At 67.4% G+C, this 23,620-nt stretch carries 22 protein-coding genes and 2 tRNA genes; 12 read left to right on the top strand and 12 right to left on the bottom strand.

All coding sequences use genetic code 11. From position 1 onward, the window contains the following. Positions 1–58: 58 nt before the first annotated feature. The 3 genes from RT456_RS07750 to RT456_RS07760 form a co-directional block, all read right to left on the bottom strand. Entirely contained in the window at positions 59–1,279 is a 1,221-nt protein-coding gene (locus tag RT456_RS07750) for an ISL3 family transposase (RefSeq protein WP_313344730.1), read from the bottom strand. Between the two features lie 123 nt (positions 1,280–1,402). After that, positions 1,403–1,478 (bottom strand) — tRNA-Phe (locus RT456_RS07755). Between the two features lie 184 nt (positions 1,479–1,662). Next, positions 1,663–2,862 carry a YbfB/YjiJ family MFS transporter gene (locus RT456_RS07760; protein WP_313344733.1) on the bottom strand — a complete coding sequence of 400 codons (1,200 nt, stop codon included), beginning with the start codon at positions 2,860–2,862 and terminating at the stop codon, positions 1,663–1,665. Positions 2,863–2,936: 74 nt separating this feature from the next. Between RT456_RS07760 and RT456_RS07765 the strand changes: the two genes are divergently transcribed. Continuing rightward, positions 2,937–3,755, top strand: a complete 819-nt coding sequence (locus RT456_RS07765) for a helix-turn-helix transcriptional regulator (protein WP_313344735.1) — start codon at positions 2,937–2,939, stop codon at positions 3,753–3,755. A 34-nt stretch (positions 3,756–3,789) separates the two neighbouring features. Here RT456_RS07765 and RT456_RS07770 read toward each other — a convergent pair whose 3' ends face one another. The 4 genes from RT456_RS07770 to RT456_RS07785 form a co-directional block, all read right to left on the bottom strand. Continuing rightward, entirely contained in the window at positions 3,790–4,818 is a 1,029-nt protein-coding gene (locus RT456_RS07770; RefSeq protein ID WP_313344737.1) for a cupin domain-containing protein, read from the bottom strand. 70 nt (positions 4,819–4,888) lie between these two features. Continuing rightward, positions 4,889–5,407 carry a DsbA family protein gene (locus RT456_RS07775; protein WP_313344740.1) on the bottom strand — a complete coding sequence of 173 codons (519 nt, stop codon included), beginning with the start codon at positions 5,405–5,407 and terminating at the stop codon, positions 4,889–4,891. Next, positions 5,404–5,916, bottom strand: coding sequence for a peroxiredoxin (locus RT456_RS07780; RefSeq protein ID WP_313344743.1), 513 nt, complete (start codon positions 5,914–5,916; stop codon positions 5,404–5,406). Before RT456_RS07780 ends, RT456_RS07775 begins: the two co-directional genes overlap by 4 nt. Positions 5,917–5,951: 35 nt before the next feature. Continuing rightward, positions 5,952–6,470: a DNA starvation/stationary phase protection protein gene (locus tag RT456_RS07785; RefSeq protein WP_313344746.1), complete on the bottom strand. Its 519-nt coding sequence runs from the start codon at positions 6,468–6,470 to the stop codon at positions 5,952–5,954. Positions 6,471–6,723: 253 nt separating this feature from the next. Here RT456_RS07785 and RT456_RS07790 point away from each other — a divergent pair, with 253 nt between their 5' ends. The 7 genes from RT456_RS07790 (at position 6,724) to RT456_RS07820 (ending at position 12,721) form a co-directional block, all read left to right on the top strand. Then, a complete protein-coding gene (locus RT456_RS07790; RefSeq protein ID WP_313344748.1) occupies positions 6,724–8,661 on the top strand; it encodes an ATP-binding protein in 1,938 nt (645 codons plus the stop codon). Next, positions 8,658–9,314: a response regulator gene (locus tag RT456_RS07795; protein ID WP_313344751.1), complete on the top strand. Its 657-nt coding sequence runs from the start codon at positions 8,658–8,660 to the stop codon at positions 9,312–9,314. Before RT456_RS07790 ends, RT456_RS07795 begins: the two co-directional genes overlap by 4 nt. Positions 9,315–9,412: 98 nt before the next feature. Further along, entirely contained in the window at positions 9,413–9,793 is a 381-nt protein-coding gene (locus RT456_RS07800; RefSeq protein WP_313344754.1) for a response regulator, read from the top strand. A 134-nt stretch (positions 9,794–9,927) separates the two neighbouring features. Beyond that, positions 9,928–10,758, top strand: a complete 831-nt coding sequence (locus RT456_RS07805) for an alpha/beta hydrolase (RefSeq protein WP_313344757.1) — start codon at positions 9,928–9,930, stop codon at positions 10,756–10,758. A gap of 158 nt (positions 10,759–10,916) precedes the next feature. After that, on the top strand, positions 10,917–11,078 hold the full coding sequence (locus tag RT456_RS07810) for a hypothetical protein (RefSeq protein WP_313344759.1): 162 nt from the start codon (positions 10,917–10,919) through the stop codon (positions 11,076–11,078). Between the two features lie 35 nt (positions 11,079–11,113). Continuing rightward, on the top strand, positions 11,114–11,530 hold the full coding sequence (locus RT456_RS07815; protein WP_313344762.1) for a response regulator: 417 nt from the start codon (positions 11,114–11,116) through the stop codon (positions 11,528–11,530). Between the two features lie 75 nt (positions 11,531–11,605). Then, positions 11,606–12,721, top strand: coding sequence for an alpha/beta fold hydrolase (locus RT456_RS07820; protein ID WP_313344764.1), 1,116 nt, complete (start codon positions 11,606–11,608; stop codon positions 12,719–12,721). Positions 12,722–12,741: 20 nt separating this feature from the next. Here the strand turns inward: RT456_RS07820 and RT456_RS07825 are convergent, their stop codons facing one another. From RT456_RS07825 to RT456_RS07835, 3 genes are all read right to left on the bottom strand, one after another. Then, positions 12,742–13,278, bottom strand: coding sequence for a hypothetical protein (locus tag RT456_RS07825; RefSeq protein ID WP_313344766.1), 537 nt, complete (start codon positions 13,276–13,278; stop codon positions 12,742–12,744). Then, positions 13,279–13,662 (bottom strand): hypothetical protein, encoded by a 384-nt coding sequence (locus RT456_RS07830; RefSeq protein WP_313344769.1) that lies wholly within the window; start codon positions 13,660–13,662, stop codon positions 13,279–13,281. It abuts the gene before it with no gap. Positions 13,663–13,853: 191 nt separating this feature from the next. Next, complete coding sequence (locus RT456_RS07835; protein ID WP_313344913.1) at positions 13,854–14,162, bottom strand: hypothetical protein; 309 nt, start codon at positions 14,160–14,162, stop codon at positions 13,854–13,856. On the opposite strand from RT456_RS07835, the gene RT456_RS07840 reads away from it, so the two are divergent. Beyond that, positions 14,161–14,472 carry a helix-turn-helix domain-containing protein gene (locus RT456_RS07840; RefSeq protein WP_313344771.1) on the top strand — a complete coding sequence of 104 codons (312 nt, stop codon included), beginning with the start codon at positions 14,161–14,163 and terminating at the stop codon, positions 14,470–14,472. The genes RT456_RS07835 and RT456_RS07840 overlap by 2 nt on opposite strands. A 174-nt stretch (positions 14,473–14,646) precedes the next feature. On the opposite strand, the gene RT456_RS07845 is transcribed toward RT456_RS07840, so the two are convergent. Further along, a tRNA-Ala gene (locus tag RT456_RS07845) sits at positions 14,647–14,722 on the bottom strand. 412 nt (positions 14,723–15,134) lie between these two features. Here RT456_RS07845 and RT456_RS07850 point away from each other — a divergent pair. Beyond that, positions 15,135–17,687: a Cache 3/Cache 2 fusion domain-containing protein gene (locus RT456_RS07850; RefSeq protein ID WP_313344773.1), complete on the top strand. Its 2,553-nt coding sequence runs from the start codon at positions 15,135–15,137 to the stop codon at positions 17,685–17,687. 329 nt (positions 17,688–18,016) lie between these two features. Continuing rightward, the gene (locus RT456_RS07855) at positions 18,017–20,344 is read left to right on the top strand and encodes a TonB-dependent receptor (RefSeq protein ID WP_313344775.1); all 2,328 of its coding nucleotides are present in this window, start codon (positions 18,017–18,019) and stop codon (positions 20,342–20,344) included. A gap of 157 nt (positions 20,345–20,501) precedes the next feature. On the opposite strand, the gene rnd is transcribed toward RT456_RS07855, so the two are convergent. Then, entirely contained in the window at positions 20,502–21,584 is a 1,083-nt protein-coding gene (gene rnd / locus RT456_RS07860; RefSeq protein WP_313344777.1) for a ribonuclease D, read from the bottom strand. Positions 21,585–21,770: 186 nt separating this feature from the next. On the opposite strand from rnd, the gene RT456_RS07865 reads away from it, so the two are divergent. Next, the gene (locus tag RT456_RS07865) at positions 21,771–23,609 is read left to right on the top strand and encodes a formylglycine-generating enzyme family protein (RefSeq protein ID WP_313344903.1); all 1,839 of its coding nucleotides are present in this window, start codon (positions 21,771–21,773) and stop codon (positions 23,607–23,609) included. The last annotated feature ends 11 nt before the right edge of the window (positions 23,610–23,620 follow it).

Raw genomic sequence — 23,620 nt, forward strand, 5'->3', positions numbered from 1 at the left:
GGTTTGCTTCCGGGTGTGCTGGTCGGCGTCCTGGCGGCGACGCAAAAAAAAAGGTTCTTCACCCAACTCCGGGGAAGGCTGCGCGGATCTTCAGGAAGAAGTACGCGTCGTCGCGGTATCCATAGGCGACGCGCTTGATGACCTTGATCTTGTTGTTGATCCCCTCGACCAGATTCGTTCCGAGGGGCCATCGGCAGTGGGCCAGGATGCCTGGCAGATAGGGCTGGAGGCGACGGACAAACGTTCGCAGGGGCTCTAGGCGGCTACGCAATGCGCGCTGTCGCCAGCTCTTCCAGGCTTTTTCTGCCCAAGCTTGGCTACGGTAGCGCCATAGCTGCTTCAATTCGTCTTTCAGCAGATAGGTCGTAAACAATGCTTTGTTGGCCGCCAGCAGCTCTCTGAGCTTGACTCGTTGATCAGTCGGGACGTTTTGCCGGTTACGCAGCAGGAGCCAGCGCGAGGTCTTCACCACGCGCCGGGCAGGCTTGTCCTGCCGCAGCCTGTTGGCTTCATCCACGCGGACTCGGTCGATGACCTCCCGCCCGTATTTAGCCACCACATGGAACAGGTCGTAGACCACCTCGGCGTTGGGGCATTGGGCTTTTACTTCCAGGTCGAATGCCGAATTCATATCCATGGCAACCGCTTGGATGCGTTCGCAGCCGGCCCTTCCGAGTAACTCGAAGAAGGGGCGCACGTCAGCGCGACTGCGTCCTCGACCGACCCAAAGCACGCGCTTGCGTGATGGCTCGACCACCACGGTGGCGTAGCGATGGCCCTTCTGGATCGCAAACTCGTCCATCGCGATCACGCTTACGTCCGATAGGTCCACCGGCCCCAGCGTCTGCACCAGATGCCTGAAATCAAGCGCCTTGACCGTCTTCCAGTTCAAGCCATGCCACTTTGCGGTGGCATGGATCGAGGTCGTGGCACACATGCGTGCCACGCTCTGCGCAAGCCGTTGCGTTACCCGGGCATGCCGCTCCAACCAATCCAGATGCTCCAGTTTTGGACCGCAGCGAGGACAGGCCAGCCGCTGTCGCTGGACTTCCAGCTCGACCGGCTCATCGAACACGGGCAGGTCACGGACCCGCCGGAGCGTCTGGTCGTGGATGGCCACGACCCACTTGCCGCATCCGCTGCAGCGGCGGCGGCGGCGTGAATCGGGCACCAGCGAAAGCACCAGCCACGTGGCTGCGCCACGTGCCTCGCGGCGCCACCCATCCAGGCGATACCCCGCCCAGACCCCCAGCAACGGCATACAATCCAGCTTGGCCACGGCCGGCCTCGGTTTGTTGTCTCGACAACTACAAATCTAGCTGGTCGGCCGTGCGCCTTCTCCCCTCAGATGGGAGAAGAACCAAAAAAAAGACCCGCATTTCTGCAGGTCTTTTTGAAATCATGGTGGCCGAGGACGGAATCGAACCGCCGACACGGGGATTTTCAATCCCCTGCTCTACCAACTGAGCTACTCGGCCACTTCATCGCTGCGTTGCCGCTGGCGAGGACGCGAATAATACGGAGGTCTGCAGGGTTCGGCAAGCCTTTCGACCAAAAAATTTCACATTCGTTGCTGCGGGCCTGCTGCGGCGGCTTAAGTGCTTGATCGCACGAGCGCGCCGCTGATGAATTTTTGTTCATCCCTGCAGGCCGCGCGCAACGTCAGTGGCGTGCGTGATCGCTGCGCTCCTCCGGCATCAACGCCAGCAGCACGATGCCCATTGCCATGATGATCGCCGCCAGCAGCAGCGACGCCTGGTAGGAACCGCTGTCGCGGGCGAGAGTGCCGGCCAGTGCAGGGGCGATGATCTGCGCCACGCCATAGCTGAGGGTGAGGGTGGCCATCGCCTTGGCTGGGTTCTGCGGGTAGTGGCGGCCGACCACGGTGAGGGTGAGGCTGACGATGCCGGCGAAGGTCAGGCCGAACAGCACCGCGCTGCCCAGCCCTGCAGCAAGGCCGTCGTCCAGCAGCGGCAGTACGAATGACGCCGCCTGCAGGGCGAAGGCCAGCATGAGCGCGCGGATGATGCCGACACGGGCGGCGATGCGGTCCCAGGCAAAGGTGGACGGCACGGCGGCCAGGCCCACCAGCACCCACACGGCGCTGCCGTGGCCGCGGAAGGCGGCGGTCTGCTCCAGGATGGCCACGATGAAGGTGGCGCTGACCACGAAGCCGAAGCCGGCGCAGAAGTACGCCGCCACCAGCAGCCGTCGCCAGCGTTTGCCGGGCGGCGTCGGCGCCTGGATCGCATGGTTGGCTGACGCCGGCGCCGGGGCGGGCATCCAGCACCAGGCGGGCACCAGGAACAGCACGCCGAGCAGGCCCAGCCAGCCCCATTGCGCGCTGGAACTGGCGACCCCGGCCAGGGCGGCCGTGGCCAGCCCGGACACCGCGATGCCCAGGCCGAGCCCGGCGAAATGCAGGCCCAGGCGCGGGCGCTGCCGGTGGGCGAGCAGCCAGTTGAGGACCAGTCCGGAGGCAAGGAGCAGCCCGGCGGTGCTGGAGAGACCGGCCACGAAGCGCAGCAGGCTCCACAGCCACGGCTGGGTGGTGGCGCCCATCAGCGCGGTGGCTGCGACGGCCAACAGCAGGCCAACCCGGTAAAAGCGGAATTTCTGCCGCATGTCGCCCACCCGCGCCACCAGCAGCGTGCCCAGCAGGTAGCCCAGGTAGTTGAAGGTGGCGAGCCAGCCGCCTTGGGCGGCGCTCAAGCCGGCGTCCACGCGCATCAGTGGCAGCAGCGGGGTGTAGGCGAACCGGGCCAGCCCGACGGTGAGGACCAGGGCGCAGATGCCGGCGCCGATGACCTGCCAGGGTTTCAAGGGGGCCGGGGTGCTGGGTGCTGCAGGGGAGGCGGACATGGGGCGGGCCGGTAGAAAGTGCGGCCATGGTCGGTCGCGGGCAGGGCGGCTGTCTTTCGATAGAATGACCCATCATGTTGACCAGCAGCCAATCGCGCAGTGCGTCGCCGGCGGGTCCGTGGCGCGAGGTGCCGGTGCCGAGCCTGCACGCGTTGCCGTGGCCGGTGATGGCGCGCAGCCAGCAGTTGGCGGCCGGCGAGCGTTTCCCGCCGCACGCGCACGACTGGAACCAGGTGGTGTTCGCCACCGAGGGCGTGCTGCAGGTGACTGCGCGCAACGCGCGTCATGTGATCACGCCGCAGCAGGCGTTGTGGGTGCCCACGCGCATGGTGCACCACACCGGCGCATTGAGCGCGGCCGCCTTCCGTAACCTGTATGTAGCCGATGACCCGGCGCTGGGCATGCCCGACCGCTGCGCGGTGCTGGATGTGTCGCCGCTGCTGCGCGAGTTGATCGTGGAACTGGGGCAGGTTCGGCCGGAAGACGATACGGCGTACTACGCGCACCTGTGCGCGCTGGTGATGGTGCAGCTGCGCCGCCAGCGCCAGCATGTGCGGCACCTGCCGTGGCCGCAGGATGCGCGCCTGCAGCGCTGGTGCCAGGCGCTGTACGACCAGCCTGCGGATGGGCGTGGCGTGGACGAATGGGCGCGGGTGTTGGGTGCCTCGCCTCGCACGCTCGCGCGGCATTTCGAACGCGAGACCGGCATGAGCCTGCGCACCTGGCGCACGCGGTTGCGGCTGCTGCGCGCGATCGAATGGCTGGCGCAGGGGCGTTCGCCCACGGTGATCGCACATGAGCTGGGGTATGCCTCCGCCTCGGCGTTCAACTACATGTTCCGCATCGAGATGGGCATGAGCCCGTTGCAATGGCGGCGATTACGCACGCCGTAGTGCCACGCCATGCGTGGCTGCGCGGTGCTTGGACTCAATCGAGGGCGTTGATCCGCGCCACGATCAGCGGGTCATGCACGGTCTTCGGAAACGCCGGTAGCCCTGCTGCCTCCATGCCGAACGTGGCAGCCAGCACCCCGGGCGCGAACGCGGATGCGGCCAGCCGGTAGCCCACGTCGCCCGGCGTGGGCTGGTCGAAGAACACCAGGAAATGCACGTCATCGCCCAGCACCTCGATCTGGTGCGGGTACGCGCGCGGGATGAAGTACACATCGCCCGGTTGCAGGAGGTAGGTGTCCACCGAACCGTCGGGGTCGAGGATGCTCATGCGCGCCTGGCCGCGATGCACATAGCCCAGCTCGGCGGTCTCCGGGTGCCAGTGTGGCTCGCGCATGCCGTCGTCGGCGATGCGCAGCGAGTACATGGACAGGTTGCGCAGCGCGGGCCAGAACTGGGTGCGCGACACGCGTGCCTGCCCGTAGGCGAAATCCACCGGCGGCGATTGCGCTTCGATGGCGAAACGGTGTGGGTCGGTGCGGTCGGCATCGGCGGGCACCATCGCCGGGCCCTGCCGCCGCACCAGGTAGGGTGATGTGGTGTCACGACGCAACGCTGCGAATTCGCCGGCCGCCAGGTCGTAGGTGTTGCCCAGCACCGCATTGGACATGGCGCCAAAGGCCGCATGCAGCGAGAAGTCCTGCGGGCGTTCATGGCTGAAGACGATGACAAGCTCGGCCGTGTCATCGCCGACGTTCTCGATGGCATGCAGTGCACCACTGCCGATGTGGAACATCTCGCCTGCGGCCACGCGGATGCAGCTGACCGCGTCGGCGTTGTCCACGATGGTGATCAATACCGTACCGCCCAGCACGTAGCCCAGTTCGTTGGCGTTGGCATGCCAGTGGGGCTCGCGGATGCTGCCCGCGGCGAGCAGCATGCGTTTGATCGACAGGCGCTCCAGCAACGGGAATTCGTCGGCGGTCAGGCGGCGGATGCTGCCCAGGGCATCGTCATGGACGGTGGCAGCCGACCACAGGGAGCGGACGTGACGGGAAACGGGCATGGCAGTGTCCTTGGCAGGTGCCGGCGCGCCCGGGGTGGGGAGGGAGACCCCGGCGCGCCGGCGGAACGGGTCAGGCCAGGTCGCTCAGTGCATCGACCAGGCTGTCCACATCGCGGGCGCCGTCGTAGCGCACGCCGTTGATGAACAGACACGGGGTGCCGTTGACGCCGCTGCGTACCCCGCCCATGAAGTCGCGTTCGATGCGTGCGTCGAACGCGCCGTTGGCGGCGGCCTGCACCAGCGCGGGGTCCACGCCCAGCTGGCGGGCGTAGTCCTCCAGGTTGGCCGTGCCCAGGGCGTTCTGGCGCTGGTAGAGCAGGTCATGCGCTTCCCAGAACAGCCCGGCTTCGGCGGCGGCCTCGGCGAACCGTGCGGCTGGCAGCGCGTGGGGGTGGATCTCGGAAATGGGGAAGTTGCGGAACACGAAGCGCATCCGCTCGCCCATGGCCTGCTGCACCGCCTTGAGCACAGGATAGGCCTCGCCGCAGTAGGGGCACTGGTAGTCGCCGTACTCGACCAGAGTGATGGCGGCGCTGTCCGGACCCTGGATATGGTCCTGTGCGTCGACGGGAATCAGCAGACCTTTCATGACGTTGCTCCAGCGGTGGGGACAGGCGGGGTGGGGGAGAGCTGCGCCAGCGCGTCGAGGATGCCGTCGGCGCCGGGGTTGATGCCCAGGGGGGAGACATAGCTCCAGCGCACGATGCCGTCGGCGTCGATCACGAACAGCGCGCGCTCGCACACGCCGTCCTGCTCGCGGTAAACGCCGTAGCGCCGTGCCACCTCGCCCTTGGGCTCGAAATCGGCCAGCAGCGGAAAGTGCAGGTGGCGCTGCTCGGCGAAGGCGGCATGGCACCACACGCCATCCACCGAGATGCCGATCAGCTGCGCGCCGTTGCGGTGGAACTCGGGCAGCAGCTGGTTGTACAGCGCCAGCTGGTCGCCGCAGACCGGGCTCCAGTCGGCGGGATAGAACGCCAGGATCACCGGCTGGCCGCGCAGCTCCTCCAGGCTGACACGCTGGTCGGGCGTGGCAGGCAGCTGGAAGGCCGGGGCAGGCGTGCCGATCGGTACCGTGGTGCGGGTGGACGTGGACATGGCGGACTCCTGGAACAGGAAGGACAGCGCGTGGATCAGCGGGTGCTGCGGGTGCTTTCGAACAGGAACCAGCTGCGGCGCTCGGCCTCGTCGATCCAGTTCTCGATCAGGCTGGTGGTGGCCACGTCGTTGTGGGTGGTGCACACGGCGTGGGTGGCGCGAAGGAACCGGACCAGGCGGCGGTTGTCGTCGGCCAGCTCGGCGAGCATGTCTTCCGGGGTGACGTAGTCCGCGTCGTTGTCGAGCAGACGCTGGGTGCGGTGGATCTGCCCGACCGAGCGCAGCGTGTTGCCGCCCACCTTGCGCGCGCGTTCGGCGATGGCGTCGGTGATGGCGAAGATCTGGTCGCCCTGCTCATCCAGCATCAGGTGGTAGTCGCGGAAGTGTGGCCCGGACAGGTGCCAGTGGAAGTTCTTGGTCTTCAGGTACAGCGCGAACACATCGGCCAGCAGCACGGTCAACGCACCGGCGATGTCCTTGCCGGCCTGCAGGCCGAGATCGGACGGGGTGTGCAGCGGGGCGGCGCGGCGGGACGGGGTCGAAAGCTCGTTCATGGCAGGTCTCCGGCATCAGGTGAGGGGTGGGCCGGGCGCCGCGGACAGTGCGGTGGGGCCGACGGATCCAGACTAGGCAGGGACGGCGGCGGCGAACATTGCGCCATCGTTTCTCCGTCTCATACCTTGGTTTGAGGGTCCGGCCGCGCGCCTGCCCGCGCATCCCTCTTTGGAGGGATCAGCCGGCCCCGGAGGCGGGGGATACTGGCGTCACCCCACTGCCGGGAGCCGCGCGATGCCAGGACGCCAGACCGTGACCACCGCCCCCTCCGAACGCGAACGTCCCGCTGGTGTGCCCCCGCACCGCCGCCGCACGCTGTACCGGTGCGCGGCCGGCCTGCTCACGCTGGGCGTTTTCCTGGTCGATGTGCTCACCACGCTCGAAGGTGCGGTGGCGGTGCTGTACGTGGTGGCCGTGCTGCTGGTGGCGCGCACCGGTCGCCGCGCGGACATCATCGTGACCGCGCTGGCCGGGATCGTGCTCACCCTGGCGGCGTACGTGGATTCGCACGGGCTGAACCACGTGGGTTCGCAGACCTTCCGCGCGCTGGTCAGCCTGGCCGCCATCGGCATCACGGCGGTGCTGGCCCTGCAGCACCAGCATGCAATGCAACGCCTGCGTGCGCAGGCCACGCTGCTGGACCTGTCGCACGACATGATCTTCGTGCGCGACCGTACTGGCGTGATCACGTTCTGGAATCGCACTGCCGCTCAGGTGTATGGCTGGTCCGCCGCCGAAGCGGTGGGCTGTGTCGCCGACACGTTGCTGGCCACGCGCTATCCGCAGGCACGGGAGTCGGTGGAAGCGGCGCTGCTGGCGCAGGGCACCTGGGAAGGCACGCTGGAGCAGCGTACCCGCGATGGTGATTGGCGGGTGCTGGACAGCCGCTGGGTGATCCAGCGCGATGCGCAGGGGCGCGCGGTCGGGGTGCTGGAGACGCATACCGACGTGACCGAGCGCACCGCGACCTACGCGGCCCTGGTGCGCAGTGAACGCCGTTACCGGCGCATGTTCGATGCCAGCCGGATCGGCGTGGTGCAGGAAGACTGGAGCGCGCTGCGCGTGCTGCTGGACCGGCTGGGCATTGCCGATCCGCAGGCACTGCAGGCGCATCTTGCCGACCATCCCGAGTTCATCGTGCAGGCGCGGCAGCTGACCCGCATCGCTGATGTGAATCCAGCCTTCGTGTCGATGGTGCAGGGGCGCGACGGGCAGCATCGCGACATCGCCTCGCTGGACGACGTGCTGGACCGGCAGGACCCCAGCTTCGCGGCGGCGTTGGCGGCGTTCGTGGCCGGTGATGCCTTCCATGAAGGCGAAACGGAGGTCGTGGCGGCCGATGGTCGCAGCGTACCGGTGTTGTTTGCGATCACCTTCCCCAGCGCGGACGACGACGATGCCTGCGTGCTGGTGTTCATCGTCGACAACAGCGAGCGCCGCCAGGCCCAGGACGCCGCGCTGCGCGCACAGGCCGAACTCGCGCATGCCGCACGCGTGGCCACGCTGGGCGAGCTGACGGCATCGCTCGCACACGAGGTCAACCAGCCGCTGATGGCGGTGGTCACCAATGGTGAGGCGGGCCTGCGCTGGCTGCACCGCGACATTCCGGACCTGCCAGAAGTAGGCGCGGCGATCGCACGCACGGTGGCCGAGGCGCGCCGGGCCAGCGAGATCGTCAAACGGGTGCGCTCGTTCCTGGCCAAGCGCAGCACGCCGCGCGAAGCGCTGGCGGTGGGCACGCTCATTGAAGAATCGGTGCGGCTGGTGCAGCACGAGCTCAGCCGCGAGGCCGTGGTGCTGCGCGTGGCCGTGGCGGCCGATCTTCCGCCGGTGCTGGGCGATGCGGTGCAGCTGCAGCAGGTGCTGGTGAACCTGTTGATCAACGCCAGCCAGGCCATGGCCGGGCAGGCCGGCGGGCGCCACCTGCTGGTCGATGCACAGCCGGACGCGGCGGGGCAGGTGGCAATCAGCGTCACCGACACCGGGCCCGGCATCGACGAGGCGCACCTGGACACGCTGTTCCAGCCGTTTTTCACCACCAAGGCGCAGGGCATGGGCATGGGCCTTGCGATCTGCCGGTCCACGGCGGAAGCTCACGGCGGCCACCTCACCGTGCATAGCGCGCCGGGCCGTGGCGCTACGTTCCGGCTGGTGCTGGGCACTTCCCACGCAGGAGAGCTGTTGTCATGAGTCCACCGCAACCGCCGCGCGGCACACCCGCGCCCGCCCCGCCGCTGGTGGTGGTCGTCGACGACGACAGCGCCGTGCGCGACGCGCTGGACAGCCTGCTGCGGTCCATCGGCCTGCAGACGCGCGTGCTCGCTTCGCCGGCTGAACTGCTGCAGGCGCAGCTGCCGGACGTTCCCGGCTGCATCGTGCTGGACGTCCGGCTGCCGGGCATCAGCGGGCTGGACCTGCAGGGCCAGCTGGCCGCACAGGGCATCCACCTGCCCATCGTGTTCATGACCGGCCACGGCGACATCCCGATGTCGGTGCGGGCGATGAAGGCCGGCGCGGTGGACTTCCTGGCCAAGCCGTTCCGCGACCAGGACATGCTGGACGCGGTCAGCGTAGCGATCAAACGCGATACCCAGCGCCGCCACACCCTGGCCGCACGCGATGGCCTGGACGCACGCTATGCCACGCTGACCCCGCGCGAGCGCGAGGTGATGGCGCACGTGGTGGCCGGCCTGATGAACAAACAGGTAGCCGGCGAGCTGAACCTGAGCGAGATCACGGTGAAGATCCACCGTGGCAACGTGATGCGCAAGATGGGGGTGCGCTCGCTGGCCGACCTGGTGCGCCACGCGGAGCTGCTTGGGGTGGGCGTGGGCGCGCGCTGAGGCGGCAGGGCAAACCTGTGTATGGTTCCGGCGCGCGCGCGGATGGGGCATAAAGGCAGCGTCGGCCATGGCCGGCCCTTGGCCCCAGGATGTCCCGGATGAAACCGCTCTACCGCATCGCGATTGTTGACGACGACGACGGCGTCCGCCAGTCGCTGTCCAGCCTGGTGCGTTCACTGGGCCACGAGGTCCGCACGTATGCCTCGGCGGCGGCGTTCCTGGCCGATGACGGCGATGCGCCGGACTGCCTGCTCACCGACATCCAGATGCCGCAGATGAGCGGCGACCAGCTGCAGGCCGCGCTGATCGAGCGCGGCTGCCGCTTCCCGATGCTGTTCATGACCGCGTTCCCGAACGACGCCGTGCGCGATCGCGTGATGGGCCGCGGCGGGCGCGCCTTCCTGGTCAAGCCGGTGGACGGCGAGGCGATGTCACAGTGCCTCGCAGAAGCGCTCCACTGTGTAGCGCGCACGGTGTAGAGCGGACTGTTAGTCCGCTAAGCAACTCCGCCCATACCTGTGTATGACGCGGCGACCCAAGCGTACGATTTTCTCTGGTGATGCACGCGCCTACGCTGTTCCTGCAGTCCCCACCCACTCCAGGAGCAGCACCCATGAGCACGATCACCACCTCCGATGGCGTCGACATCTTCTACAAGGACTGGGGCCCGAAGGACGCCCAGCCCATCGTGTTCCACCACGGCTGGCCGCTGTCCAGCGACGACTGGGATGCGCAGCTGCTGTTCTTCCTGGCCAAGGGCTACCGCGTGGTAGCGCATGACCGCCGCGGCCACGGCCGTTCGGCGCAGGTCAGCGAAGGCAACGACATGGACCATTACGTGTCCGACGCAGCGGCCGTGGCCGACCACCTGGACCTGAAGAACGCGGTGCACATCGGCCACTCCACCGGTGGCGGCGAAGTGGCGCGCTACGTGGCCAAGGCTGCGCCGGGCCGCGTCGCCAAGGCGGTGCTGATCAGCGCGGTGCCGCCGATCATGCTGCAGACCCCGGCCAACCCGGGCGGCCTGCCGCTGTCGGTATTCGACGGCTTCCGTGCACAGCTGGCGGCGAACCGGGCGCAGTTCTATCTCGACCTGGCCAGCGGCCCGTTCTACGGCTTCAACCGCGACGGCGCGGCGGTGTCCGAAGGCGTCATCCGCAACTGGTGGCGCCAGGGCATGACCGGCAGTGCGCAGGCGCATTACGAAGGGATCAAGGCGTTCTCGGAGACCGACTTCACCGAGGACCTCAAGGCCATCACCGTGCCTACGCTGGTGCTGCACGGCGACGATGACCAGATCGTGCCGATCGCCGACGCCAGCGAGCTGACGATCAAGCTGCTCACGCAGGGCACGCTGAAGGTGTTCCCGGGCTACCCGCATGGCATGTGCACCACCCATGCCGAGGCGATCAATGCCGCGCTGCTGGCGTTCATCCAGGGCTGATGCCGTGCCGTCGTGGTCGCCCGACCCACCGTCGGGCGCCACCCGCCATGCCCAGGCGGATACTGACCAGGAGTGAACATCCTCCTGACCCTTGCGTCACGCCCGGGTCGCTAGGTTGAGCCCATGCCCAGTGCGGGCTGACGCGACGAGCACGCAACATGAACAGCGAAAAACAGCCCGGCAAGCAGCAGGGCGTTGAAGAAGTACAGCAGGACCGGAAGCAGGACGAGGTGGCCAAGCAGCGGCCCGCGCAGACCGACCAGCAGATCCACGACGCTGAAACGCGCCGCCCGGAGCGCAAGGACAACGCGAGCGACTGAGTCGCTGAACGTCTCCCTGCCGCCGAGGAATCGAAATGAATGCATCCAAGGTCGATCCGCGCGCGCCACGCACGCCACCGCACCGCTTCACCCGCGAACGCATCCTGCTCGTTGAAGACGACAGCATGATCTCCGAGCTCGCCGCGCAACTGCTGGAAGACAGCAACGTGCAGGTCATCGGCCCCGCATCCACGTTGGCCGAGGCCATCGAGCTGATCCTGACCGAGTCGGTGGATGGGGCCATCCTGGATGTGAATCTGGGCTCGGAAACCAGCTTCCCTGCAGCGGCATTGCTCAGGAAGCGCGGTATACCGTTCTTCTACACCACGGCCTTCGTCAACCGCGCCCATCCGGATGTTGCGGATGAGGCCTTCCTGCCCAAGCCGTACCGCGCCAGGCAGCTGGTGGATACGCTGCGCGAGGTGCTGGACCGGTCCAAGCCGACGTCCTAGGCGCCGTCTGCGGGGGCATCCTGCATCCGAAGGGCGTGGCACAATCGGCGCCTGCATGACTGGACCCGGACGCCGATGAAGCCGCTGCTGTCGTTGCTGTTCCTGCTTGCCAGCGCCGTCGCTCCGGCGATGGCCGCCGCGCCGGTGGCGCCCGCCAGCCGCGAGGCGTCCACCGCCATCATCGCGAATCTGCGCAAAGTCGTGTCCGACCAGGGCGTGGAGCGCCTGGAAAAGGTACGTATCGGCGGCATCGACCAATGGGTGTCGATTCGTGGCAATGACCGCCGCAACCCGGTGCTGCTGATGCTGCACGGCGGACCGGGCTGGGTGGCCATGCCAACCAGCTGGTATTTCCAGCGGGGCTGGGAGGAATATTTCACGGTGGTCCAGTGGGACCAGCGCGGCGCGGGCAAGACCTATGCCGCCAACGACCCGGCGGTGGTCGCGCCGACCATGACCCGCGAACGGATGATCGCTGACAGCGAAGAGATGGTGGCCTGGCTGCGGGGCGAATTCGGCAAGGACAGGATTTTCGTGTTGGGCCACTCCTGGGGCAGCTACCTGGGTCTGGAACTGGCACAGCGCCGGCCGGAGTGGCTGCACGCCTATATTGGCATCGGGCAGATATCGAATGCGCCCGAAAGCGAGCGGCGCGGCTGGGCGTGGACGCTGCAGCAGGCGCGCGCCGATGGCAATGCCGAGGCCGTAGCGGAACTCAATGCGTTGGCCCCGTATGCGCAGGGCAGCACCCCGGTGCCGCTGGACGCGTTGTTCAAGCAACGCCGGTGGCTGAATCACTATGGCGGCATGGTCCACAACCGCCGCGGCGGCGACGCCGAGGCGGCGGCCGTCAAGCTCTCGCCCGAGTACACCGACCAGGACGTGGCCGATGTCTGGAAGGGCAACGACTTCTCGATGCAGCACCTGCTGGGCGAGGTGTTGACCCTGGACATGAGCGCGGTGCGCGAACTGAAGACGCCGCTGTTCCTGTTCGAGGGCCGGCACGACCACAACGTGTCCTCCGAATTGGCGGCGCAGTGGTTCGCTACGGTGAAGGCACCTTCCAAGCAGCTGGTGTGGTTCGAGCAGTCCGCCCACGAGGTGATGATCGAAGAACCGGGCAAGACCCTGCTGACGTTGGTGCAGCAGGTGCGGCCGATTGCCGAGCGGGCGGGGGACGCGCCGCGCTGAAGCGGCGCCCTTGCGCTGCTTCAATCCGATCCGCCCGCTGCCTTGGTCAGTGCCTCGGTCACCAGCGCTTCCAGCAACGGCTTTGACATCGCCTGCATCTCTGCGGCGACCGTGGGTTGCACGGTTCTGAATCGGGCCGCATACGGTGAGGCGGTGCCTTGGGCTGCCAGCGAGCTCAGCTCGGGCGCACTGAGATGGCGTGCATACAGCGATGCCAGCGTGTGCTCCCAGCGCTGCTGGTAGGCCGGCAAGATGCGTGCGATCTCGGCCCGGAGCCGCTGGTCGGCCTGCGCTGCGCCTTGCTGGTTGGCCATCGCGCCGAAGGTGGTGGTACCACGCGCGGCGTCGTACGCCAGCGACGCCAGGCCCGCACCCATGTTGAAGCGCTTGACCAGCGCCTCGGCGGGCGAGGGGCCGGGTGCTGCGGCAGGCGCGGACGGTGTGGAAGCGGTGGCGGCAGCGGGCGGCGTGCTATCGCACCCTGCCAGTAGCAGTGCTGTTGCCACGCAGGTTGCGCGTAGCGGGGACGCCCATTGACGGTGATTCATGTCGAACACCTAGTTGGGCATCGTCGGGATCGAGGCGAGCGTGCCTTGGAACATCCGCTTCCAGGGATGCTCGGAGCGGTCCAGTACCGTCAACTGGCACTGCGCGTCCTGGCTGGCAGGCAGCGACAGGAACACCAGCTCTTCGGTTGGACGGCCGAACGGTGTGGTCCGTGTGCTCAGCTGCGCCTGCAGCGGAAAGCTGCCGGTGCACACCAGGTCGACCAGATAGTTGCCCGCCAGTTGGAACTGCCGGGCCGGCGACGAACGCGGAATATGGATGATCTGCTGGTTGCCGTAGACCTCCCGCTCCAGCGCCAGCGGCGGGGCATCAACGATGCGCGGGGCGGGCGGGGGAACAAAGCGGTCGGCGGCAGAGGCGGACGAAGCGGCCATCGCCAGCACAACGAATGCATATCGAATCACGTTCGGGTCCTTGTGAGAGTGGGTTCGGTGTCCATGCGCCACCGGCAGGCGCCGGCAGCGCCGCATTGTGCGGCTGGTCAGGGGTGTCTGGCGAGACCGGCCGACCGGGCCGGAAAACATTTGCTTGAACTACGGCAATGCCGTATAGTCATTCCATGTCTCTACTGACGGTCATCGAGTCGCCGCTCTTTACCAGGTACTGGCCTGACTACTGGACGGCGGAACAGCACGCGGAGTTCGTGGCGTTCATCGCCGGGCATCCAGAGGCCGGAGACGTCATCAAAGGATCCGGCGGTTGCCGAAAGGTACGGTGAGCCGGGGACGGCAGAGGGAAGCGTGGCGGCGTACGCGTCATCTACACCCTGCGTCTTGCCAGCGGTGCAGTCGTTGCCTTGACCATTTATGGAAAGGGCACGGAAGAGAACATTCCTGCGCATGTCCTGCGCGAGTTGGCAGAGGAGCTTGGTCATGCCGAAGAATGAGAACGTGTTGGAGGCTCGCGACGCCAAGCGTGATATCGGCGCCGAGTTGTTGGCGTCTGTCCGTGCCATCAAGGCAGGCAAGGTGGGCAAGGTGAACATGGTTCCAGTGTCCATTGCGGCCGAGGCGCGCCAGCGACTGGGCCTGTCCCAGGCGCAGTTTGCAGGGATGCTGGGTGTGTCGGTGCGAACCTTCCAGGATTGGGAGCAGGGCCGCCGGGAGCCTTCCGGTGCAGCCAGGACGCTGTTGAAGATTGCGGCCATACGCCCGGATGCAGTGCACGAAGCGATGGCGGTCTGACGCGTAGTGCCACGCCATGCGTGGCTGGCGGCAGTGATCGGCATCGCCTGCAGCGACGCAGGGCGTCGCTCTACGGGGCATCGCCGCGCGAAGGTTGAGATGCCAGCGCAAATAAAAAGCCACCCGAGGGGTGGCTTTTTTGTCGCGGCCGTCTGGTCGACGGGGGCGGGAATGTGGTGGAGCCAAGGAGGATCGAACTCCTGACCTCGTCGATGCGAACGACGCGCTCTCCCAGCTGAGCTATGGCCCCGTGGTGGTGCTGCGACGCGGGTTGGGAGCCGCGATGAATGAAGTGTAGCGCCGAGCACCCCGGGCTGCCAAGGGCCACGCTGCGTGAGCGGTCAGGTAGACGCTTACGGAGCACTCGTGCGCGGTGGAACGCCCGGCATGTCGATTCCGCTCCCCTTTCATTCCGACCCTAAGGCTGGGAAGGGCGGCGCCGTTGGCGGCAGCAGGGTGCCCAACTTGAGAGAAAAACCCACTTTTCTGAACGGAAATCCGGCTTTGTGAAGGGGTATTCCGTATCAATCCGTGTCGAATCAATCACTTGCGTTAAACGAAAGCAATTCGAATTTTGGCTTTTTTTACGTAAAGAGGACCACTTTGGTGCCGATAAGAAATGTGACGCAACTCTCAAACAACCTTCCCCTCGAGTACCAACGATGACGACCCGTGCCGCCACCGTTTTCTCCACCTCCATCGGCGCGCGCCTGGCGCTGCTGATGGGTCTGATCACCACCGTGGCCTTCGTGGCGCTGGCGGTGCTGATCTACCGCCAGGCTGCCACCAGCTACCAGCAGCGCGTTGAAGCCGGGCTGCAGTCCTCCACCGAACTGATGCGTGACACGGTGGAGCTGTACGACCGCAGCCTGAGCGACAGCACCGAACGCATGGCGGGCATCTTCCACGCCATGCTGCCGAGCGGCGATGTCAGCGTGGACGCCGCCAAAACCATTACCGTGGGCGAGCGCCCGACCCCGACGCTGCGGCTCGGGAGCGAAGTGCTCAACCTGCAGGAAGCCGCCGTGGACCGCTTTGCCGAGGCCACCGGCGGCGGCGTGGCGACCGTGTTCGTGCGCGATGGCGACGACTTCGTCCGCGTGTCCACCTCGGTGCGCAATGCCGAAGGCGCGCGCGCCATGGGCACCGTGCTGGACCATGCCAGCCCGGCCTACGCGAAGGTGATCGCCGGCGAAGGCTACACCGGCCCGGTGCGCTTGTTCGGGGTGGACTACATGACCCACTACATGCCGATCAAGGACGCCGCCGGTGAGGTGGCCGCCATTGCCTTCGTTGGCCAGAACTACACCGAAGGCCTGGCCGCGTTGAAGACGCGCCTGCGCGATTCCAAGCTGGGCAAGGAAGGCCACTTCGTGGCGGTCAACACCCGCCCCGGTGACCAGCTCGGCACGTTGGTTGCTTCCTTCGCCGGCGAAGGCGAAATGCTGTCGGCGCTGGTGGATCCTGCCGATCAGGCCACGCTGGATGCACTGCTGGCCGGCAAGGCCACCCAAGGCACATTGCGTCTGCGCACGACCAAGGACGCCTCGCCGCAGACCTGGTTCGTCACCGCCCAGACCTACGGCCCGTGGCAGTGGACGGTGCTGGGCCTGGAGCCGACCTCGGTGCTGCAGGCGGTGCTGCACAAGCTGATGCTGCAGATTGGCGTGGTCTCCGGTCTTGGCCTGCTGGCGGTGATCGTGGCGCTGGTCGTGGTGGTGCGGCGCCTGGTCAGCGTGCCGTTGGCCCAGGCCGGGCAGGTGGCGCGTGACGTGGCGGCCGGTCGCCTGGACCAGCGCATCGTGGTGCGCAGCCAGGACGAAGTCGGGCGCCTGATGGGCGCGCTGCAGCAGATGCAGGACAAGCTGCGCGAGATCATCCAGGCGCAGAACGAAATGAGCCAGCGGCATGCCGAGGGCGCGATCAGCCACCGCATCGATGCCAGCCGTTTCGAGGGCGAGTTCGGCACCATGGTGACCGGGACCAACGAACTGGTTGCCGCGCATATCTCGGTGAAGATGCGCATGGTCGACCTGGTCCGTCGCTACGCCGATGGCGACCTGTCGCAGTCGATGGAAGCGCTGCCGGGCGAGAAGGCGCGCATCACTGAAGCGGTGAACGGCGTGCGCGACCGCCTGCAGGCGATCAATGGCGAGATCAAGCACCTGGTGGCGGCGGCTGCGGCCGGCGACTTCAGCGTGCGCGGCAACGCCGATGCCTACCAGTACGACTTCCGGGTCATGGTGGAGGGCCTCAACACCCTGATGGTCACCGCCGACCGCAACCTCAGCGCCCTGTCCGGGCTGCTGCGCGCGCTGGCCGCCGGCGACCTGCGTGGCCGCATCGATGGCCAGTTCCAGGGCGTGTTCGCCACCATGCGCGACGACGCCAACGCCACCGTGGCGCAGCTGACCGCCATTGTCGGCGGCATCCAGCAGGCGGCCGTGTCGGTGGCCACCGCCTCGGCGGAGATCGCGGCCGGCAACGACGACCTGTCGCGCCGCACCGAGCAGCAGGCAGCGAGCCTGGAAGAATCGGCCGCGTCGCTGGAAGAACTGACGGCAGCAGTGAAGCAGAACGCCGACCACGCCCGCCGGGCCGACCGCCTGGCTGCCGAAGCGGCGGACGTTGCGGTGCAGGGCGGCGCGGCCGTCGCCCAGGTGGTGGACACCATGAGCGGCATCGAGGCGTCCTCGCGTCGCATTGCCGACATCACCACCGTCATCGACGGGATTGCGTTCCAGACCAACATCCTGGCGCTCAACGCCGCCGTGGAAGCCGCCCGTGCGGGCGAGGAAGGGCGCGGCTTTGCCGTGGTCGCCTCGGAAGTGCGCGCGCTGGCGCAGCGTTCGGCCAGTGCGGCCAAGGAAATCAAGGGCCTGATCGAGGCCTCCGTGGCCCAGGTGGCCGACGGCAGTGAACTGGCCAACCAGGCGGGGCAGACCCTGCAGCGCGTGGTGGCATCGGTAGGTGAGCTGGGCGGGCTGATTGAGGAAATCGCCAGCGCCAGCCAGGAACAGGCGGCAGGGATCGAGCAGGTCAACCAGAGCATCGTGCAGATGGACGGTGTGACCCAGCAGAACGCTGCCCTCGTCGAGGAGGCTTCGGCCGCTGCGCGCGCATTGAACGCGCAGTCGTCCGAGCTGCAGCAATCGGTCGGGCGCTTCCGCCTGGCCGACGCGCAGCCCGCGCGCAAGGAGCGCGTTGCGGCCTGATCGGGTGCGGTGGCGTCTGCGATGGGGAGTCGCAGACGCCACCGCCGGATCAAACCGGAAAGGAACGGCCGGGTCCGCAATGGATCCGGCAATGGACAGGATCGGCTATTCCGACTGTCGCGCCGAGCAGGCATAATCCGCGCCAGAATTACGGCGGCTCAGCCAGCACACCAGGGTAGGGAACGGACGGCCGTCCCCCGCATCGCCCTGAAACCCCCTTGAAACATGTACGCAATATCTTGCCGCATCGCTGCGCACCCAGCGGTGCTGCCGTTGTTCGTCCGCGTGCGCCGCACGCCACCTTGATCCGTACTGCCCGAGACCCCTGAATGTCTGCCCATCGCACCACCTCCGTTCGTTTCGCCGCTTCCTCCCCCCGCACCGCCGTGCAGCCGCGCCCCCACGCGCTGGCGCTGGCCTGTGCCGCGCTGCTTGGCCTGAGCGGGACCGCCCTGGCCCAGGACGCCAGCCCGACCTCGCTCGATACGATCACCGTTACCGCCGACCACCGCGAGCGCAACCTGCAGGAGGTCCCGGTCTCGGTCGGGGTGGTGCAGGGCGAGCGCATCCGCGACTACACCGCCGGCGGCGATGACACCCTGCTGGCCCTGAGCGGCCGCGTGCCGAGTTTCTACGCCGAAACCACCACCGGCCGCATCTTCCCGCGGTTCTACATCCGCGGCCTGGGCAACATCGACTTCTACCTGGGTGCCTCGCAGCCGGTGTCGATCATCCAGGACGACGTGGTGCTGGAGCACGTGGTGCTGAAGTCCAACCCGGTCTACGACGTGGACCAGATTGAAGTGCTGCGTGGCCCGCAGGGCACGCTGTTCGGCCGCAACACCACCGCCGGCATCGTCAAGTTCGACACCATCCGGCCCAGCCAGGACTACAGCGGCCGCGTGCAGGCCAGCTACGGCAGCTACGGCAGCGTGGCGGTGGACGGCGGCTTCGGTGGCCCGATCAACGACATCGCCTCGTTCCGCGTATCGGCCCTGTACCAGCACCGCGACGACTACGTCGACAACACCTACACCGGCCCCAGCGCCGATGGCACGGTGGCGCCGAAGAAGAACGCGATGGGCGGCTTCGACGACCGCAACGTACGGGCGCAGCTGCTGCTGCAGCCGAGCGACAACTTCTCGCTGCTGGCCTCGGCGCACGCACGCGATTACGAAGGCACCTCGACCCTGTTCCTGCGCAATGCCATCACCAAGGGCTCCAACACCACCGATGTGCCGCGCGACCAGGTGGCCTATGACGAAGCGGACAACAACCCGCAGGCGTACAAGACCTACGGCGGCTCGGTGAAGGCGGTCTACGACTTCGGCAACGTCTCGCTGACCTCGATCACTGCCTACGAGACCACCTCGGGCTACAGCCGTGGCGATACCGACGGCGGCGCGGCGGTGAACTTCCCGGTCAACGGCGTACCCAATGGCTACGGCCAGTCGATGGGCCAGATCCGCGACCTGGACCAGTGGACCCAGGAAGTGCGCCTGGCCAATGCCGATGACAACCGCCTGAAGTGGCAGGTGGGCGCGTTCTACTTCGACGGCCGCGACACCACCGATTTCTACCAGCGCGCCTGGTTCCTGAAGGGCGCCGCGCGCAATCCGAACAACTGGGTGCGCCTGCGCAACACCAACACCTCGTGGGCCGGCTTCGGCCAGGTCAGCTATGACGTGACCGACAAGTTCACGCTGACGGCCGGCCTGCGCCAGACCCGCGACGAGAAGCGCACGCGCCTGCTCAAGACCGCCGACACCGCGGCCGGCGTGGTCACCTACCGTGGCCGTACCGACGTGACCATGGCCGACACCACGCCGAGCTGGGACCTGAGCGCGATGTACGCGTTCAACCCGCAGGTGAGCGTGTACGCCAAGGTGGCCCGCGGCTTCCGTGGCCCGACCATCCAGGGCCGTTCGGCGGTGTTCAATGCCGATTTCACCACCGCCGATTCGGAAACCATCCTGTCGTGGGAAGCGGGCATCAAGAGCAGCCTGTGGGACAACCGCCTGCGCTTGAATGCCACGGCCTTCACCTACGCGGTGAACGATATCCAGCTCAACGGCAACGATTCGGACGGCAACGGCGTGCTGTTCAACGCCGACAAGGCCAAGGCCTACGGCCTGGAAGCGGACATGGAACTGCGCCCGATCCCGAACCTGAGCCTGAGCGCCGGTGTGAGCCTGCTGCACAGCGAGATCCAGGACGACCGCGTGTACGCGCAGGTCTGCGCGCTCAACGGCGCGGTGGTGTGCACGGTGAACGACCCGACCATCAAAGTCGGTGCCAACACCTTCGCGCAGATCAACGGCAACCCGCTGCCGAACGCACCGAAGTACAACCTGAACTTCGCCGCGCGGTACGACATTCCGGTCAACGACAGCGATGTGTTCTTCGTCTCCACCGACTGGAACAAGCAGGGCTACACCAGCTTCGTGCTGTACGACTCGGCCGAGTTCAACTCCAAGGGCAGTTTCGAAGGCGGCCTGAAGCTGGGCTACTCGGGCAACTACGGTGCGTGGGAAGCGGCGCTGTTCGCGCGCAACATCACCAACGAGAAGAACCTGAAGGGTGTGATCGAGAACTACATGGCGGCGGTGTACAACGAACCGCGCACCGTGGGTGTTTCGCTGAACCTCAACTGGTAACACGTTGAACGAAAAGGCCCCGCGCGAGCGGGGCCTTTTCATCGCTGTCGTGCGCAGCCACGCAGGGCGTGGCTCTACCCGCAACTCCGTAGAGCCACGCCCTGCGTGGCTGCTACCCGCAATTCCGTAGAGCCACGCCCTGCGTGGCTGCGCGGTATCAGCCTGCGTCTGGCAACAACGGCGCCAGCACCGGCTCCAGCACTGGCTGGCGCCAGCCCGCGAGTGCGGCGGGCCACTGGCCGCTTTCCAGGTAACTTTCCAGATGCTTGCGCGAGGCCAGCACGCCATCGGGCAGGCCGAGTTCGGCCGTGCGTGCGCTCACCGCATCCTGCAGACGCTTCAGCGCCTGCTTGTTGGCATCGTTGGCCGGCAGCGCCAGCGGGGCCTCGGCTTCGTCGGCGAGCGGGGTGATGAGCGCCTCCCACACCTGTGCGGCCAGCTTGCGCGGTGCCTTCGGGAAGCCTTCCATCAGCGTGGACAGTGCCTCCACATCGGCCGGCGGGGTGCGTGCGAGCACGGCGGCAAGCTCATTGTCGAGAATCCAGCTGCGCGGCTTGTCGCTGGCGCGGGCCTGCACGTCGCGCCAGCGCAGCAGGCGCAACAGGCGCAGCTGCGCGGCGGTATCCATGAACTGCGCCGAGCGCATCGCCACGTGCGGCCAGCGCTCCTCGTCATGCTCGACGCTGGCAAGCAGGCGTTCGGCATCGTCCTGCAGCCATTGGCGACGGTCCAGTTCGCCCAGCTTGGCATCCACGGCATCGTGGATCGCAAACAGGTACTCCACGTCGTCGGCGGCGTATTCCAGCTGTGCGTCGGACAGCGGGCGACGCATCCAGTCCGAACGCGTCTCGCCCTTGGTCAGGGTCACGCCGGTGATCGCGGTGACCAGCTTCTGGTAGCCCATGCCGCCGCCGATGCCGGCCAGCGAGGCGCCGATCTGGGTGTCGAACAGCGGCCGCGGCAGTACGCCGCAGGCGACCTTGAAGGTCACCAGGTCTTCGCTGGCGCTGTGCATCACCTTCAGGATCGAGGTGTCGGCCAGCCAGGGCGCCAGTGCGTCGGTCATGCCCGGAATGAGCGGGTCGATCAGCAGGATTTCATCGCCGACCGCCATCTGCACCAGCGCGAGCTGGGGCCAGTAGGTGCGTTCACGGATGAATTCGGTATCCAGCCCGATGCGGGTGGGGCGCTGGCGGTAGCGCTCGTCCAGTTCCGCCGGGGTTTTGATCCAATAAGCCACGTAGGGGTTCCGTCTACTGCAGGTTTGCTCAGGGAGGGAGGATAGCGCGCCGCGATGAAGGCGCGCGCCGTTATGATGAACCCGTCGCCGTGCGCCGCGGGCGAATCGCCCCGCAGCGCCTGGCTTTGCCCGAGGAACCCGATCTTGCGTCCCACCGGTTCTCTTCCGCTGTTGCTGGCCACCCTGATGGCCGCCACGACGGCATGTTCACCCGATGCGCCACCGCCGCGCCCGGCGGCCGTGCGCCCGGCCGAGCCTGCGAAGCGTGCCGCCCCAGCGCCAGCGCCTGCGCCGGCCCAGGTCACCATCGGCGGTGAAGATGCGGCCGAGACCGAACAGCGCTGGAAGCCACCGGCGGTCACCCTCACGGATGCGGGCGTGGCCCAGGCGCGGCGTGACGCGGCCAAGGCCTTCGAGGAGGGGCGGCTGTTTGAAACGGCCGAAGACGCCATTCCGATCTGGCTGGCGTTGCGCGCGCGCGACCCTGCCGATCGCCAGGCCGAGGCCGGACTCAAGCGCGCCCGGCAGCGCCTGCTTGCCGACGCCACCGCGCTGCTGGCGCGCCCCCTGAAGCAGCGGGAAGCAGTGGCCGAGGCCAGCGAAATCGGACTGGTGCTGCTGACCTTGGCGCCCGATGACGAGCACGTGCGGCAGCTGCAGTCGCGCGTGGAGCTCGCCCAGCGGGTGATCGCCTACAACCGCGCCGGTGAGGACGACCTGCGCGCCGACCGCATCGGTGAAGACGGCGATGGGGCGATCCCGAACTTCCGTGAGGCGCTGGCGCTGGAGGCAGACAACCCGCGTGCCCGCCAGGGCATGGCCGCCGCCGAGAGCGCGCTGATCCGTCGCGCCGAAACGGCCGCGCGCGAGGCGGACTTCACCGCGGCCGGTACCTGGCTGTCAGAAGCGGCCAAGGTGCGCGACTCCGCCCCCACCATTGTCGAAGCCTTTGAACGGGTCGAGAAAATCCGCGCCGATACGCTGGTGCGGCTGCGCGACGAGGGCCTGCGCGACCTGGCTACGCCGCAGGGGTTGAAAGCGGCCCGTCAGAAACTGGAAGACGCGCTGCGCATCGCCATGCCCGGTGACCCGGTGGTGGGGCAGCTGCGCGAACGCATCGAGCTGGTCACGCATTACGGCAGCTTCCGCCCGCGCCAGGTGTTCAGCGATGCGCTGCGCGATGGTGGCCGTGGCCCGCAGATGATCGTGGTGCCGCATGGCGGCTTCCAGATGGGTGCAGGCGACAGCGAGCCGGGCGCCAGCGATGCCGAGAAGCCCTCGCACTACGTGCGCTTCGAGCGCGGGTTCGCGTTGGCCATCACCGAGGTGACCGTCGCCGATTATCGACGCTACGTGACCGCCACCAACGCGCGCCCACGCGCCACCCGGCGCGGGCATTCGATCATTTACGACGAACGCAGCGGCAACTTCACCCGCAGCAGCGGGGTGGACTGGCAATCCGGCTATGACGGCACCCCGGCCATCGCCAATTCGCCGGTCATGCACGTCAGCGTGCGCGATGCCGAACACTATGCGATGTGGTTGTCCGAACAGACCGGGCGGTCATACCGGCTGCCCAGCGAAGCGGAGTTCGAATATGCGCTGCGCGCCGGCAGCAGCGGCCGGTATCCGTGGGGCGACGAGGGCACGCCGCCACCGCGGTCGGGCAACTTCACCGGCGCCGAGGACGTGTCGCCGTCCGGGCGGCGCTGGTTCAACGCATTCGTGGGCTATGGCGATGGCTGGTGGGGACCGGCGCCGGTGGCCACCTTCGAGCCCAATGCCTGGGGCCTGCATGACATGGCGGGCAACCTCAGCGAATGGGTGGCCGACTGCTGGCATGCCAGCTACCGGCGCGCGCCGGCCGACGGCCTGGCCTGGTTCAACCCGGGCTGCCGGCAACGGGTGATCCGTGGCGGCAACTGGGCCAATGCGCCCGAGCAGACCCGCGCGGCATGGCGGCAATCACAGGATTCGGACACGACCAGCGCCAGGATCGGTTTCCGCCTGGTCCGAGGTATCTGAGCCCCGGGCTT

Source organism: Stenotrophomonas sp. (genome assembly GCF_032099025.1).
In the GTDB taxonomy this organism is placed as follows: Bacteria; Pseudomonadota; Gammaproteobacteria; order Xanthomonadales; family Xanthomonadaceae; genus Stenotrophomonas.